The 14,923-nt window shown below is 35.9% G+C and carries 14 protein-coding genes; all 14 read right to left on the bottom strand.

The window, feature by feature from the left end; genetic code table 11:
- Positions 1 to 41: 41 nt before the first annotated feature.
- Positions 42 to 182 carry a Protein of unknown function gene (locus BN53_RS09745; protein ID WP_009559103.1) on the bottom strand — a complete coding sequence of 47 codons (141 nt, stop codon included), beginning with the start codon at positions 180 to 182 and terminating at the stop codon, positions 42 to 44.
- Positions 175 to 1,077 (bottom strand): ROK family protein, encoded by a 903-nt coding sequence (locus BN53_RS01435; protein ID WP_009559102.1) that lies wholly within the window; start codon positions 1,075 to 1,077, stop codon positions 175 to 177. The genes BN53_RS09745 and BN53_RS01435 overlap by 8 nt, the downstream gene beginning before the upstream one ends.
- Before the next feature lie 139 nt (positions 1,078 to 1,216).
- Positions 1,217 to 2,920 (bottom strand): adenine deaminase C-terminal domain-containing protein, encoded by a 1,704-nt coding sequence (locus tag BN53_RS01430; RefSeq protein WP_009559101.1) that lies wholly within the window; start codon positions 2,918 to 2,920, stop codon positions 1,217 to 1,219.
- A 48-nt stretch (positions 2,921 to 2,968) separates the two neighbouring features.
- Complete coding sequence (locus BN53_RS01425; RefSeq protein WP_009559100.1) at positions 2,969 to 4,027, bottom strand: ABC transporter substrate-binding protein; 1,059 nt, start codon at positions 4,025 to 4,027, stop codon at positions 2,969 to 2,971.
- 27 nt (positions 4,028 to 4,054) lie between these two features.
- Positions 4,055 to 5,098, bottom strand: coding sequence for an ABC transporter ATP-binding protein (locus BN53_RS01420; protein WP_009559099.1), 1,044 nt, complete (start codon positions 5,096 to 5,098; stop codon positions 4,055 to 4,057).
- Between the two features lie 10 nt (positions 5,099 to 5,108).
- Positions 5,109 to 5,897 (bottom strand): ABC transporter permease, encoded by a 789-nt coding sequence (locus tag BN53_RS01415; RefSeq protein ID WP_040537245.1) that lies wholly within the window; start codon positions 5,895 to 5,897, stop codon positions 5,109 to 5,111.
- On the bottom strand, positions 5,890 to 6,720 hold the full coding sequence (locus BN53_RS01410) for an ABC transporter permease (RefSeq protein ID WP_009559097.1): 831 nt from the start codon (positions 6,718 to 6,720) through the stop codon (positions 5,890 to 5,892). Before BN53_RS01410 ends, BN53_RS01415 begins: the two co-directional genes overlap by 8 nt.
- A 366-nt stretch (positions 6,721 to 7,086) precedes the next feature.
- Positions 7,087 to 9,114 (bottom strand): hypothetical protein, encoded by a 2,028-nt coding sequence (locus BN53_RS01405; protein ID WP_009559095.1) that lies wholly within the window; start codon positions 9,112 to 9,114, stop codon positions 7,087 to 7,089.
- 69 nt (positions 9,115 to 9,183) lie between these two features.
- The gene (locus tag BN53_RS01400) at positions 9,184 to 9,582 is read right to left on the bottom strand and encodes a PTS sugar transporter subunit IIA (protein ID WP_009559094.1); all 399 of its coding nucleotides are present in this window, start codon (positions 9,580 to 9,582) and stop codon (positions 9,184 to 9,186) included.
- Between the two features lie 178 nt (positions 9,583 to 9,760).
- Positions 9,761 to 10,579 carry a PTS system mannose/fructose/sorbose family transporter subunit IID gene (locus BN53_RS01395; RefSeq protein ID WP_040537244.1) on the bottom strand — a complete coding sequence of 273 codons (819 nt, stop codon included), beginning with the start codon at positions 10,577 to 10,579 and terminating at the stop codon, positions 9,761 to 9,763.
- Positions 10,566 to 11,459 (bottom strand): PTS mannose/fructose/sorbose/N-acetylgalactosamine transporter subunit IIC, encoded by an 894-nt coding sequence (locus BN53_RS01390; protein ID WP_009559092.1) that lies wholly within the window; start codon positions 11,457 to 11,459, stop codon positions 10,566 to 10,568. The genes BN53_RS01395 and BN53_RS01390 overlap by 14 nt, the downstream gene beginning before the upstream one ends.
- A gap of 14 nt (positions 11,460 to 11,473) precedes the next feature.
- The gene (locus tag BN53_RS01385) at positions 11,474 to 11,959 is read right to left on the bottom strand and encodes a PTS sugar transporter subunit IIB (protein ID WP_009559091.1); all 486 of its coding nucleotides are present in this window, start codon (positions 11,957 to 11,959) and stop codon (positions 11,474 to 11,476) included.
- A gap of 290 nt (positions 11,960 to 12,249) precedes the next feature.
- Positions 12,250 to 13,722 (bottom strand): UDP-glucose--hexose-1-phosphate uridylyltransferase, encoded by a 1,473-nt coding sequence (locus tag BN53_RS01380; RefSeq protein WP_009559090.1) that lies wholly within the window; start codon positions 13,720 to 13,722, stop codon positions 12,250 to 12,252.
- A 2-nt stretch (positions 13,723 to 13,724) separates the two neighbouring features.
- Complete coding sequence (locus BN53_RS01375) at positions 13,725 to 14,894, bottom strand: galactokinase (RefSeq protein ID WP_009559089.1); 1,170 nt, start codon at positions 14,892 to 14,894, stop codon at positions 13,725 to 13,727.
- Positions 14,895 to 14,923: the final 29 nt, after the last annotated feature.

The following is a 14,923-nucleotide window of genomic DNA, read 5'->3' as shown; positions in this document are numbered from 1 at the left end:
GGAGGAGTGCCCCATGGAATGATGATGTAAGTTGAATTTACTCAGTGCAAAGAAGTTGCGATATAAGCTAAAGTAGTAGCTACCATTGGCGTTAAAACAAATGGAATTGCATAAACTGAGTTAAATACGATTGGCATATCATACATCATTGGTTCATTCACTATAACAGTATACTTATTCATGTTCTTGCAAAAAATCAACTACTGCGCCATAAAGATTGGCATCGCTTCTAAATTTACATAATTCAACCTTAGGTTCAATGTCTGCAATGGATACTCGAGCTGTAACTTGTTGTATTTTTTCACGCAAAAGTGGTAGCAATCGTGGATTATTGGATACTCCGCCACCCAAAATAAATTTTTCAGGATCATAAGAATATTGTAGATTATAAATTGCAACTGCAAGAGATTCTAACATTTTTTCACGCAAATCATGTGCAAGCTGATTGCCTTGATCTGCAAGATCAAATACTTCCTTGCCAGTTAAATCCTCATCCGTAATTTCATTATACTTCCGCGCCAAATTGACTGGTGAACATGCTTCACTCAAGGTTTCGTGGTCATTTACCTGCATAAAACCAAATTCACCACCGTAGAGATGACTACCATGAAAAATCTTTCGATTGATGATAATAGCTCCGCCGACTCCTGTTCCTAAAACTAAGAAAAGAATATTCTGGTTATCTTTTCCAGCTCCGTAAGCAACTTCAGCTAGTGCGGCGCAGTTAGCATCATTTTCAACACTTACAGGCAAACCAAATAATGCTTCTAATTTATCAAAAATAGGAAATCCATGAATATATGGAATAGCACTTGCACCATCTATGCGCCCTGCTGACTTATTAACTGCACCAGGAGAGCTAATGGCAACGCCACTAATATCACCATATATATTCTTGATTTTTTCAACTTTAATCTTTAATACATCATAAAAATCATCAAGATTATCAGGTGTTGGTTCACTATCCATAGTAACCAACTTCTCATCAACCCATGCACCAAACTTAATACTGGTGCCACCGATGTCAATAACTGCTAAATTTCTCATCCTTAATGTTCCTTTGTCATATTTAATCATGAAATCTATGCTTTTATTATAAAGAAAGCCTTTTCAATAGCAAATATTTGTATCGAAAAAAGTATACCTTTTGCCCAAAATAAATAGGCATTGATTAAAAACCTGAATCAATGTCTATCTATTTTCTACGCTAGATTTTCTATTTTTCTACAAATAGTTCAACCTTCTTTTGACTCTTAACCTCAAATAAACCTTTATCTGAGATTTTTAGATTTGGCGAAACTAATAGCGATAAAGTTGAAAAGGACATAATTTCATTAGTATTTTTGTATCCCAAATCTCTCATCGTTTGTCTAATTTCGCCAATTTGTTTACCTAATACTTCAATTGGTTGATCACTAACAACTCCCCCAATTGCTAGTGGAGCATTTGCAACAATCGTATCCCCTTTGGCAGCAATGTAGCCGCCTTGCTGGTTAATCAGTTTATGCTGGATTTTAATCATGCCTGAAATGTTGGTACCCATCACCATCAAATTATGATGATCATGCGCCCAAGTAGCTCCCACTGCGCCATCTCCACTAATAGCACGATCCACCAATCCTAATTGGTATTGCCGTCCATCAGACTTTCCATAGCGCTCTTGAACCAGAATTAACGCCAGGCCTGCTTGTTTCCATAGAACTTTGTGATCCTTAACTTCAACTTTTTTCTGTACGTAGTTGGTAAATGTGCCCACTTCATTAAGTTGCATGACATTAGCTAAAACTGCCCCATTTTGGACTAAGTTGGTGGTTAATTCTAAATCTTTTTCAGATAATTTAGTCGCAATAACTGAATGTCTTAATTCTGGTAAAAATTCATAATCTGCTTCTTGATAGTCTGTCAAAAATGGTTGGCCATTTTTGTAAACTTTAGAAATTGCAAACTTTTCAAGATTGTCCAAAACAACAAAATCAGCCACTCTTCCTGGCGCAATTGCTCCACGATCCCATAATCCCATATGCCGAGCAGGTGTATAAGTAGAAATATAAATTGCGTCCTCTGGTTTCATCCCCATTGCAATAGCTTTTTCGACTAAAGCATTCAAATGACTAGTAAGTAAAAGATCTGGCATAGAGTCATCCGTAACTAAGGCTACATGCTCAAAATATTGATGATTGATAATGGTATCTAGCACTTCTTGATGCATGGATTTAAGCTGAAGCTCAACAAACATTCCATTACGGATCTTTTCATCAACTAAAGCAGCCGTTTGCTGAGTATGGTCTGTTGTTACACCTGAAAAAATAACTTTTGCTAAGTCTTCTCCGCAATAGGCTGGAACATGTCCTTCTAGTGGCATTGTAGGTCGAATTTTTTGGCAGGTATTAATAATATCTTTGATCAAAGTTGGCCCTTCTGCCGTCATCTCTTTAAAGTTCATTACCTCACCTAGACAAATAAATCTAGGATCTTTTAGCAACTCTTCAACTTCATGAACACCAATTTTTCCACCTGTTGTTTCCAGTGCTTCACTTGTTGAAGGGACTGATGAAGGTATACCAAAGAAAATATCTATCGGCGATGGTTGATTGATAAAGTTCTTTAGTCCAGCTATTCCAGCAACATTTGTAATTTCATGGTCATCAGCTACGATAGTTGTAGTTCCATATTTGCCAATAGTTTTACCCATAATTTCTGGAGTAGTCATCGAACTATCAATATGCATATGAGCATCAATCAATCCTGGAATAAGATATTTTCCAGATAAATCGATCACCGTTTTGGCTTCAATATTTGGTAATTCTCGATCAATCCAATAAAACTTGCCATCCTTAACTGACACAGTAACCTGTTCAAATTTTCGCAGAAAAACATTGAACACGTTGGCATTTGTTATTAATAAATCTACCTTGGTCATAATCTCACCTATAAAGAAAGGGGCGACTATTGCCAACCCCTTTAATAACTATTGATTCATAATCTTATTCCATTGATTAATCCATGAAGACATATGGTCATTTACATAGAAGAAATCAATTGTCTTTGCTCTCTTGGCAACATCACCATAGGTTTTATTAGCAGCTTCACTATCAGTCAATTTTACCGCTGTATTTACAGGGGCGTTGTTTAGTGACTTGGCACCTGCAACCTTCTTTTGAATCTTTTGACTCAAACGGAAATCAATATACTTGTAAGCAGCATCCTTATTCTTGCTATTCTTCAAAATAGCTACATTGTCATAGTTAGCATAAGTTCCAGATGCTGGCACTACATATTTCAAATTTGGATTAGTTGCTTGAAGCATCCCTACTGCATAATCACCAACAACTGCTGCTTCAATTTCACCCGTCTTAAACATATTGCTTAAGTCAGAGCTTTGAGCATAAGTCTTAACTACATTAGGCTTCAATTCTTTCAAGGCCTTAAAAGCTGCAGCGCCATTATCACTAGTTACGGCTGTTTTGGCATGGTCACCTGCTAAGTAAAGCATAGCTGGGCCAAAAGTAGTAGTGATGTCTGGAATTGCAATCTTTCCTTTTAGATTTTTATCCCATAATTGATTCCATTCCTTGAGATTTACCTTTTTTGGGTTATAAACAATCCCGATACTATTTAAAGTATAAGGAACAGAGTTTGTTTGCTTTGCCAACTTTTGTTGCGCACTAGATAAATATTTGAAGTTCTTCAATTTGCTGAAATCAAGTTTGGCAAAAAGTTTCTTCTTAGCGCCAGTTACTGCATTGTTTTGAGCTAATTCAATTACATCAACGCCTGAATTAGGATTGTGTTGAATTTGCGTCAATCGAGTCGAGCTATCGCCAAATTGAGTTGATACCTTAACGCCATTTTCTTTGGTAAAAGGCTTTAAAACATCGTTTTGCATTTGCTTAGTAGAAAGACCAAAAGTTGAAACAACGATCTTTCCACCATTTGAACTTGAGCCTGCTGAACATGCGGAAGTAGCCACTGCAACTCCAGCAACAATTAAACCTGCAGCTAAAACGCCAATTTTTTTGAGCTTCATAAAATTTCCTTTCAAAAATCCCAATAACTATTCTGACAGTGCATGGAGATGTTTAGCTGGTAAGAACAAGCTTACTTGTTCTCCCACTAAGCGCATCTTTTTGCGACTTTCCTCAACTTGAAATTCACCTAAGTCCGTTTTGATCCGATATTTAAAACTTTGACCTAGATATTCATTGCTGATAATCGTACCTGACATAACATTTTCAGCTTCATCTTGGCTCGTTATTTCAATATTTTCAGGTCGAATTGTCAGCAGCTTAGCATTTTTACATTCATCAACTGATTCAAAGACTCTTCCTTTCACTTGAATACGATGCTTATCGATTAGCTGAGTTTGCTCAAAATGAATAAAGTTGTCATAGCCAATAAAACGGGCTACATATTCAGTCCTAGGATGATGGAAAATGTTTTGCGGAGTATCAAATTGATCGATCTTGCCTTCCTTCATGATCATAACTCGATCTGAAATCGCAAAACATTCTTGTTGGTCATGAGTGACAAACAATACTGTCATCTTCAATTTCTGTTGTAAGCGACGAATCTCTTCACGCATTTTTAAGCGCAATTTTGCATCAAGATTGCTCAGTGGTTCATCCATTAGCAAAAGTTGCGGATTGATCACCAAAGCTCTAGCTAAAGAAACTCTTTGCTGTTGTCCACCAGAAAGTTGAGCGGGATATTTTTTGACGTATTCAGTTAAACCAGTAATTTCCAAGATCTCTTCAACTTTTGTTTTTATTTCTGACTTATTCATGCCGTGCATTTTTAGTCCAAAGGCTACATTTTCAAAAATATTAAGATGCGGGAACAAGGCATAACTTTGAAAAACCATTCCAAAATTCCTTTTATATACTGGAACCTTCGTCACGTCCTTATTATCAACTAACACTTGACCAGAACTTTCATCTAGCAAGCCTGCAATAATCCGCAAGGTTGTAGTTTTACCACATCCTGATGGTCCTAAAATCGAAACCAACTCTCCATCTTTGACAGAAAAAGAAATATCCTGCAAAATTTTGTTTTTTCCATCATATGATTTTGCTAATTTTTTTACTTCTAAATTTGCCACGTTTTTCTCCTTATTTGGTTAGGCTCTTAAGACCAATCGCCTTTTCTACTAAAAACATCATTAATCCAGTGAAGACCATCAATAGTACTGAAATTGCAGAAACTGTTGGATCATAGTTATTTTGCAAATAATTAAGGATCGCAGGTGGCAACATTGTCAAAGATGGTCCATTCATAAATAGCGAAATTGGCATATTGTTAAATGAATTAATAAAACACATCATGAATGCTGCGATAATGCTAGTCTTAATATTCGGCAAAACCAATAAAAAGAAGGTCTTTCTTGGCGAACAACCATAAACCCAACCAGCCTCTTCAATATGTCGATCTAAAAGCAACATACTAGCCGTGATCAGCCGAATTACATAAGGTAAACAAAGCAGAAAGTGTCCAATAATTAAGCCAATGAACACTGGGATTCTAATGGTTATGACGATGGTTTGATAGAGTGCAAAGCCAATAACAATTTCTGGTATCAAAGTTGGGCTTAAGAAGAATGATTGAAACCATGATGCTTTGGGAACATTGAACCGGGTTAAGGCGTACACAGCAGGGATGCCAATAATTAAGGCCAATCCACTAGCAATCAAAGCAACTAATAAACTTGATTCAAACCCAGCAATAAAATCTGGTTGTTGAAAAATATTGGCATACCAATTAAAAGTAAAGCCTTCGATAGGTAAGGAAATTGAATTTTGCGTGTTGAATGAAGTAATAACAACCAATATCAATGGCAACATTAGAATTGCTAATACAATTATGGATATTACGGTCAATATTTTGTTTTTGGAATTAAGCAAGACTTGGCCTCCTATCTAACATATGGCTGATGCGTCTCATTAACCACATTGAAAATGCCGAGATTAGAATTAAGACAATTGCAACCACACTAGCACTCTGCCAATTTCCAAGGGTCATTGCTTGTTGGTAAATCAGCGTTGACATCACTAAATGACGATTACCACCTAAAATTTGCGGTGTCGTATATGCTGTCATTGTTCCGGCAAAAACTAAGATACATCCCGTAAAAATTCCAGGAGTAAGCTGAGGAATTAAAACTTTAAAGAAGCTAGTCAATGGTGTTGCACCTAAAACTGCAGCAGCTTCTTCAACCTCAATATTCAATTCCGAAATACTGCCAATCAGGGAAGTAATCATAATTGGCAAAAATAGATAAACAGATCCGATCACAATTGAAATATTTGTATAGAGAATAGATACTGGCTGATTGCTAATATGCAAGGCCATAAATAACTTGTTTAAAATTCCATCCTTGCCCAAAATAATTATCCAGGCAAAGTTTCTTACGACCGCATTAGTCAGCATTGGAAACAAGATCAGCAAACTTAAAACTTGCTTCACTCCTACTTTTTGTCTTGCAATCCAAAGCGAAACAGGCAGACCTAAGACTAAAACAATGATGACAGTTATCACTGAAATCATGAACGTTCTAGCAATAACTTGCAGATTGTACGAGTTTTGTAAAAATCTAACATACTCAGCAAAGACGTTCCCTTTGGCTTGGAAAGTAGGAATTGCTATTTGGATCAGTGGGAAAAAGGTAAAAATCAAAACTCCTAAAAAAGCTGGAACAATTAAATGTATCGCTGATCTATTGTTCATATTCGTCCTCCTTTATAGCTAAAATTATACAATATCAGCTTATTAAGTCAACAAAATACGAATAATATAGGTAAAATAGTCTTATATCGTGCAGTTTTTAAGTCGGTATCGAAACAAAAAATAATCAGGTAATCGATATGAACTCATAAATCTGATCTCTTCAGTCGCATATTAATCTTCGTTCGATAGCTGTTTCCTTAATTTCGATATACCAAGTTGTATCATCCTCTTTCTGCCCATCCAGATAACATTCCATAATACTTCTGTTTATACCGATTTTGTCTTATTTAAATAATTTGGGCATAAATAAAAACCTCGAAATTTTTGTCCGAATTTCGGGGTTCATATCATGTTTGCTTTACTTTTTCAATATTTTACTTTTATCAATTCTAGAGGTGCCAACCTTACCTGAATAACTGCTAAGTCATCCATAAATTCTACTTCAACTTCATCAACTTGATATGCATCTTTTTTATATCTAGTAACTTCCACCTGGTGATTTGGTTTAAGAGTATAATGCCAATTTATTTGTTCATATTCATCCAAAGTAAAGTTAGCTATCCAAAGTTCACGACGCGTACGATCAATCTTCAGTTTAACATTTGGCATCTCCGTTAAGTAATCAACTGGTCCAATTTCATCAAGCATCTGCTTAATTAGTCCCTCCTTATAAGATGAATATTGTGCTTCCCAGCCATACTTTAAATCTGCACTTATCGGTAAAAGTATCGCCTTATGATCCACTATCGTCATCATATTTCCTAATTTCTGATCAATTGAGTTATAAGCTGAGGTCCATACTTGTACGTCAGCATCCTTTTCATAATCAAGAGATAGATAACTTCCAGTATGTTGCAACATAGTGACTCTTGGATCTTTAACATTGTTAACTTGACGTCCATCTGCTTGTTCAAACGATTGATAAGCCGTCTTAGGTTGATACCATTGAGCTTTGACAATATGCAAAAGTTCATTAGCCAAGCCCAAATCAATGATAGCTTGAACACTTTCACCATCAAGTAAAATCTTATTGCTTGCAAAAAGATACCTAATTTCTGCCTTAGGCAGTCCACGAAGCAATTGACCTGAAATTGCTAGTGTTTCATTTTGAATATTATTAACAGTAGCGTGATCAATCGGCAATATCGTTGTCGCTATGCCGAATGAACTTAATAAACTAGCCCATTGTTTATCCTGTGGCAATAATTCATCAACCAACTTGCCTGTGATAGTCTGACCATAAAAAACAGCATCTTGATCAACTAAAACCTTAACACCAGCTAAACCACCAACATCCATCCTAATTTCTGCCAATTTTGAGACAAATGGTTTAATTTGGCTTAACAAGCGACTATAATCCCAGCTATCGTTAATACCATTGCCCATCATGTCAAAGATATTTAATAAAATACCCTTAGCCCCCAATAAAGCAGTAGTAATAATTTGAAAGGCGATGAAATTATTGGATTTTACTTGCCTAGTCCACATACTATTTTCTAGTTCAGGATATAATTCAGCTTTTGCTCCTGCATAAGCTGCTGTAATGACGCTATATTTTTCAAAATCTCGGCCATACATTATCGGGGATACTTCGTTATATGCTGGCAAATGTGGACGAACTACTCGGGGGTGTTGCGCTTTTTTGCCTCTTTGAGCATCTAACAAGCCCGCCCAATCTCTTGCCTCAACTGCATGCCAATCTGGAAACGAAGTCATTTGCCCTAGATCAGTTTCAGGACTCACTTCATGAACTGCTTTCTCGATCAATTGTTCAACTTCAATCATTTCTTTGCGCGCTTGATTTAAATAAATCTTGCGCTCGTCCGTTACCTGCCCTGGGGCTAGCAACGCTTTGACGAATTCATGCCTTGTCACTTTTTTCCCTAATTTTTCCTGATATATCTTCATATGTCGTGGACAAAAGCACATTAATTTTAGAGGTGAATGATTATAATGTCTGAAATCATCTTCTAGCCACAAACGCTTAGGGTGGATTGAGGCATATTGCGTATATCTTTCTACAAGATATTGGCGCCATTTAGGATCAGCTGGACAAGCCATATCTTTAGCCTTATTGCCTTCAATATCAACAAAAGTATCAAATCCAACTTTATTATCTATTTTAAATCCTCTATCTGAATGCATGATGGTAGTCCATGGATTTAAACTAGTAGTTATCCCCATATCTTTCAATTTAGCTTGAAGCTCTTTTATTTGATCTAGCCAGGGCTGAGTTTCTTCTCTTGTTAAGTGACTATGGTTTAACTCTTCCGCATTGATAATAAAGCAAACATCATCAATCTGCGCACTCTTAACAAAATTGAGTAAAGCTGTATCCTTTTCCGCAGAATTGTGTCTTATATCAAAAACATATCTAAGAGAGTACTCGAACATTTTGTATATTCCTTTACTAAAAAAGGGTAACAGCTTCATTCAAAATCTATTACCCTAAATTCTTCTATCCTACTTTTTCATATTAGCTAAGAAATTATTTACGTCGACTATACCGTTCTTAGCAGCTAATACATAAGCTCCTTCTGTACCTACCATTTGAGAATTTACCCATTCAATAACCATTGCCAAATTCATTCCAACAATCAAATGAATTTTTTTGCCACTCATAATCAAACGACTAATAGTATTAGCAGGAGTGCCACCCATCAAATCAGCGAAAACTAAGATTTCATCGTCATTACAAGCTTCAATTTCTTTATTAAACTTAACTTCAAAATCTTCAGGACCTTCTTCAGGCAATAGACAAACTGCATGAACATGTTCTTGTGGTCCCATAATCAATTCACAACTCTCCTTAACTCCAGCTGCCATTTGTCCATGACTAATCAATATTAAATCTTTACTCATAACTCTTCTCTCTTCCATATTTAGTTTTATTCAATTAAATTCTTAATCGATATATATTAGCCTTCAATCCAATATGATTTGGTAAGAAGTCATGTTTAAAATAATTCAAATCTAGAGGTGACAGTGATTAAAGGCTAATATATAACGACCAAGACTACTCATGATCGTTATATTTTTTCTATGCTTTAGTTAAAACTCCAAGTCCACCTAAAACAACACAAAGTACTAACACAATTAGAATTGCCTTGGTTGAAGTCATATTCTTTTTACCCAAAAGCCAGTAAACAAAACCAACAATTGCAGCAGGTAATAACTTAGGAATAATCATATCCAAGTCATTTTGAATATTTACAGAAACTCCACCAATGTTTGGAACCCAGCCAAACTTAACATTAATCATTGTTGCAACTAAGGCACCTACCATGAACACACCTAAAACAGTTGCAGCATCAGTCAATGCATTCAAGGTATCTCTCATTTCAGTAACAAGCGATACACCTTTTTCGTATGCAAAGTGTAATTGTTTCCAACGGAAAACACATATTGCTATGTTAGCAAGTACCCAAATGAATAAACCAGTTGGGTTTCCTTCTTTAGCCATAGCAGCTGCCAACGCACCAAATACAGCTGGAATCAAAGCAGCAAAGATTGAGTCACCGATTGCGGCAAATGGTCCCATCAAACCAACTTTCAAACCGTTAACTGATTCTTTTCCTTTAATACCTTCATTTTCTTCGATAGCAAGGTCAATACCAGTTACAATTGTGTTAAAGAATGGCGAAGTGTTGAAGAACTGTACGTGAGCCTTCATCATTTCTTTTAATTCAGGAGTGCCATCACCGTACATCTTGCGAAGTTGTGGCAAAATCGTGTACAAATAGCCACTATTTTGCATTCTTTCATAGTTCCAGCCTAATTGGAAAGCAAATAATGAACGTTTATTAATCTGCTTAATGTCAGCATCAGTAATTTTGTAGTTTGAATTAGAGTTCATCATCAGTAATTTCCCCCTCATCACTCACACTGCTTGCTTTTGGAGCTGCAGCAACACTTGTAGTTGAACTAATAGCCTTCTTGTAGTACAAGATTGCTAAAGCAAAACCAATCAAAGCAATTGCTAACATTGGCAATGAGTTAAATGTACCAACGAAGTTCTTGTTAACTGCAGCAACACCGCCACCAAGAGCTTGAATGTTACCAAATACAACTGTAAGCAAGGTAGTAATAGTAAAGCCAAGAATCAAGTAAGCAACATGCTTCTTAACTGGTAAGTAGCGAAGCAAAATTGCAAAACCGACAGCTGGTAAAGTAGCACCGGCAACTGACAAACCAGTTCCAAGCCATGCCCAGCTTCCGTTCAATGCATCTGCAATACTTTGAACTAAACCACGACCAAACGCTAAAGCAATAAATACAGGGATTGCTCTTGATAGTGACCATGGCAAAGCACCGTATAAGAAGTTACGCTCAATTGCCTTGTAGTTAAACGTTTCAATGTAGTGATCAACTCTGTGAGCAAAGAAAGTATTGGTAAAACGAGCCAAGATATCCAATTGAACCATGATAGCAGCTACTGGAACAGCAATAGAAGAAATTGCCACTTGTGGGCTCATCCCGCTAACACTTATTGAGAAAGCAGTTGCTAAAGTAGTACCAATGGTTGCGTCGATCTTTGAAGCACCGCCAAAAGTACCAACACCTAAAACCATCAATTGCATACCTGCACCAATTATCAAACCGGTTTTAAGGTCTCCCATGATTAAACCCACAACAAATCCAGCACCTACAGGAGTGTTAAAGCCTGTATAAAGGGTTAATTCATCAAGAATTTGGAATCCTGCATACAACGTGATTAGAATAATCTGCCATATAGCCATCGTAATTACTCCTCCTATCTAACTGCATCCAACAACTTCATAAAGTCATGTGATTCATCACTAGGAGTCAATTGAGCTGTCAATTCAACACCTTTTTTAGCAATCTCATCAAAGACTTCAATATCCTCCTGCTCAACATTTATCTGTTTAGTTACAGCTTTAGTTGTTGGAGTTTGTGACATAGTACCAACATTAATAGATTTCAGCTGAACTCCTTCATTAAGTAGCTTCAAATATTCTTGTGGTTTTTTAGCTACAAGAAATACTCTTTGCTTACCATACCTTTCGTTGTTAATATGGTCAGCAGCTACTTTATAGTTAAGAACACTCAAGCGAGTGGTCATAGGTGTTGCCATCCTTAAACCGCTTTTTTGAATATCATCTGTTGAAGCAGCGTCGTCAATTACAATAATTCTGTCAACTTGCAATTTAGGTGTCCACAAGTTGGCCACTTGTCCATGGACAAGTCTCCCATCTATTCTTACACCAACAATGTTCATAATTTCTCTCCTCTACTAGAAAAACATCAATTAATGTAACCGCTTTCTACAATTATATTATAACTGGTTATAACCACCTTGTAAATGATTTATGCAAAAAATTATTATTATTTTATTAGTCTAGACCAGAAAATTAATATGGCAAAAAATTATATTTATTTTTGTCTTTACTTGTACAGCTTTAAATCTATACATATCTATAACTAAAAATAAAAATAGCTAATAGTTAGGCTTTTAATCCCCATTTCCTATTAGCTATTTTTATATACTATACAAAATAAAAATATATTTTAATTTTTATTCAATCTATAGGTTAACTGTTCAATAAACTTATCTTGTCCTTTTTTACCGTCACTATCGTCTTTAAAGACTCCCGCAGATTGCAAAACTGCTTCAAATATTTCAATAACTGCTTGCCTAATTATTTCATCTACATTATCGGCCGTAATGTGGTTTTCAAGCAACAACTGCTTCGCCCATTTTTCATGCTTTTCTGCCATATCATTAGGCTGATGCAATAAATACTTCTTCACTTCTTGTAATTCATCTTTAAGTCTTCCAGGTAATATTGCTCTGCCCATAACCTCAATCAAGCCTATATTTTCTTTTTTAATATGCCATAGTTCTTCATGAGGATGGAAAATGCCTAAAAGATACTGATCAGATGTATTATTATCACGCAAAACTAAATCTAAAATATATTTATCGTCTTCCCGATGCATGATTGGAGTAACAGTATGATGCCTTTGACCAAATTCATCATAAGCGTGAATCATTATCGTTTGATCAGAATATTGATCCCAGAAATTTATGATTAGATCTGCCAACTTAATCAGCTGCCTCGTATCGCTAGAAATCAACCGCAAATCGCTCATTGGCCAATCAACTATCCCGCATTTCACATCAGAAAAGGTAGGAAAGTCTATCACTTGTTTAATTTTTGCCTTCATCATTGGAAATATATGTTTACCACCTTGATAATGTTCATGAGCTAACATTGATCCACCAACAATTGACAAGTCAGCATTTGACCCAACAAAATAGTGTGGTAACATACGTTCAATCTCGATCAGATTTATTAAAGTTTGTTGATCAATAACCATCGGAACATGCTTTTGATCTAAAAATATACAGTGTTCATCAAAATAGGCATAGGGAGAATATTGCATCCCCCATTGTTGTCCACCAATAGTCATTCTGACTATTCTTAAATTCGATCGAGAGTTTTTACCATAATCACCAAGATATCCCTCATTCTCCAGACAAAGCGCACATTTTGGATAATCATTATTTTTAATAAGAGCAGCTTTAGCTATCGATTGTGGATCTTTTTCTGGCTTTGACAAGTTAATAGTAATTTCTAATTCATGCCCCTTGCTACTGGTTCCCTCATAAACAATATTTTTATCAATCGCTTTTTTCTTTATGTAATTATTCTTTATACATAAGTTGTAAAACCAATCAGTGGCTTCTTTGGGAGATGTCCCCATCTTTTCCCAAAAAGTACGATTTATCTCACTAGGGATTGGCGTAGCTAAATCGTGCAATAAATCATTTAAAATTTCTTTAGAAGTAGTATCATCAACTATTTTTTTATTCTTGACAGCAATTGCCACTAGTTGATCAACCAAATCACTTGAAGAAATATCTTCATCATCTTCTCCAACCAATGCCTTTATTTTGTTTGTTACATAAACACGATCTAATGGCGAATAGCTGCCACTCTCAATTACTTGTTGTGCAAAAGCTTCTATTGCTGTCATAGTTAATAAATCCTTTTCGTACCATCAACCAACTCTGCATCATAAAAACTTGCATTATATCCAAACTTATCAAAGTAAATTTTGGTAAGTTTCTTTTTAAATTCAGCAGCATCAGTTTTCTTTACAATGGCGATAGCTGATCCACCAAATCCTCCGCCGATCATTCTAGCGCCAATTGCCCCGTTAGCCCATGCACTTTCTGCCAGAGTATCTAGTTCTGCACCCGTAACTTCATAGTCATAATGTAGACTCACATGTGAAGCATTCAATAGATGTCCTAATTGTGATAAGTCGTTCATTTTCATGGCATTGGTAGCACGAATTGTTCTCTCATTTTCCAAAACTGCATGTCGAGCTCGCTTCAATTCAACGGCATCATTGATCAAATAACTGTACTCATCCAAAGTTTTTGCATCAAGTTCACCTAAGCTTGTAATATCTAATTTCTTTTGCAATTTCTTTAGTGCACTTTGACATTCTCTAACTCGATCATTGTATGCTGAGGATGCTAGTGTATGTTCTTTATTAGTCGACATGATCACAATTTCATAGTCACCCAATTTCAACGGCATGTACTCATATTCCATACTGTTGCAATCTAGGAAAATAGCAGCATCCTTTTTACCCATAATGCATGCAAACTGATCCATAATACCTGAATTCAAGCCAATAAATTCATTTTCTGTTCTTTGGCCCATTTTTGCTATAGAAATTGAATCATCATCTAGTAAAAACTTATCCTTCAAGATTTTGCCCATTAACATTTCTAAAGCAGCTGATGATGAAAGACCTGCTCCTGATGGAAGTGTCGCATTGATGTACAGGTTAAAGCCATGATTTATTTTGGCGCCATCATTACTATGTCTCAGGTAAGTTATCATTCCTTTAAAATAGTTGATCCAAAAGCGATCGCCTTTTTCGATCGTTTCATCTTCAAGATCGAATTCAACCACACCACTTGCAATATTTTTAGAAAACATTGCAACAGTTTTATCTGTTCTTGCTCCATATACACCATAAACACCTAAGCTTATTGCAGCTGGAAATACATGACCACCATTGTAGTCGGTGTGTTCCCCGATAACATTAATTCTTCCTGGTGAAAAATATATTTCTTCTCCAGCTGAACCAAAAACTGACTGATAGGCTGACAATAGTTCATCATTATTCATATTTATACCTCATTCATCAATTCTGATAT

Origin of the sequence: Lactobacillus pasteurii DSM 23907 = CRBIP 24.76 (assembly GCF_000297025.1) — a bacterium.
Lineage (GTDB): Bacteria > Bacillota > Bacilli > Lactobacillales > Lactobacillaceae > Lactobacillus > Lactobacillus pasteurii.
Note: the sequence above shows the minus strand (reverse complement) of the source record. Positions and strands in the feature narration are given on the sequence as shown.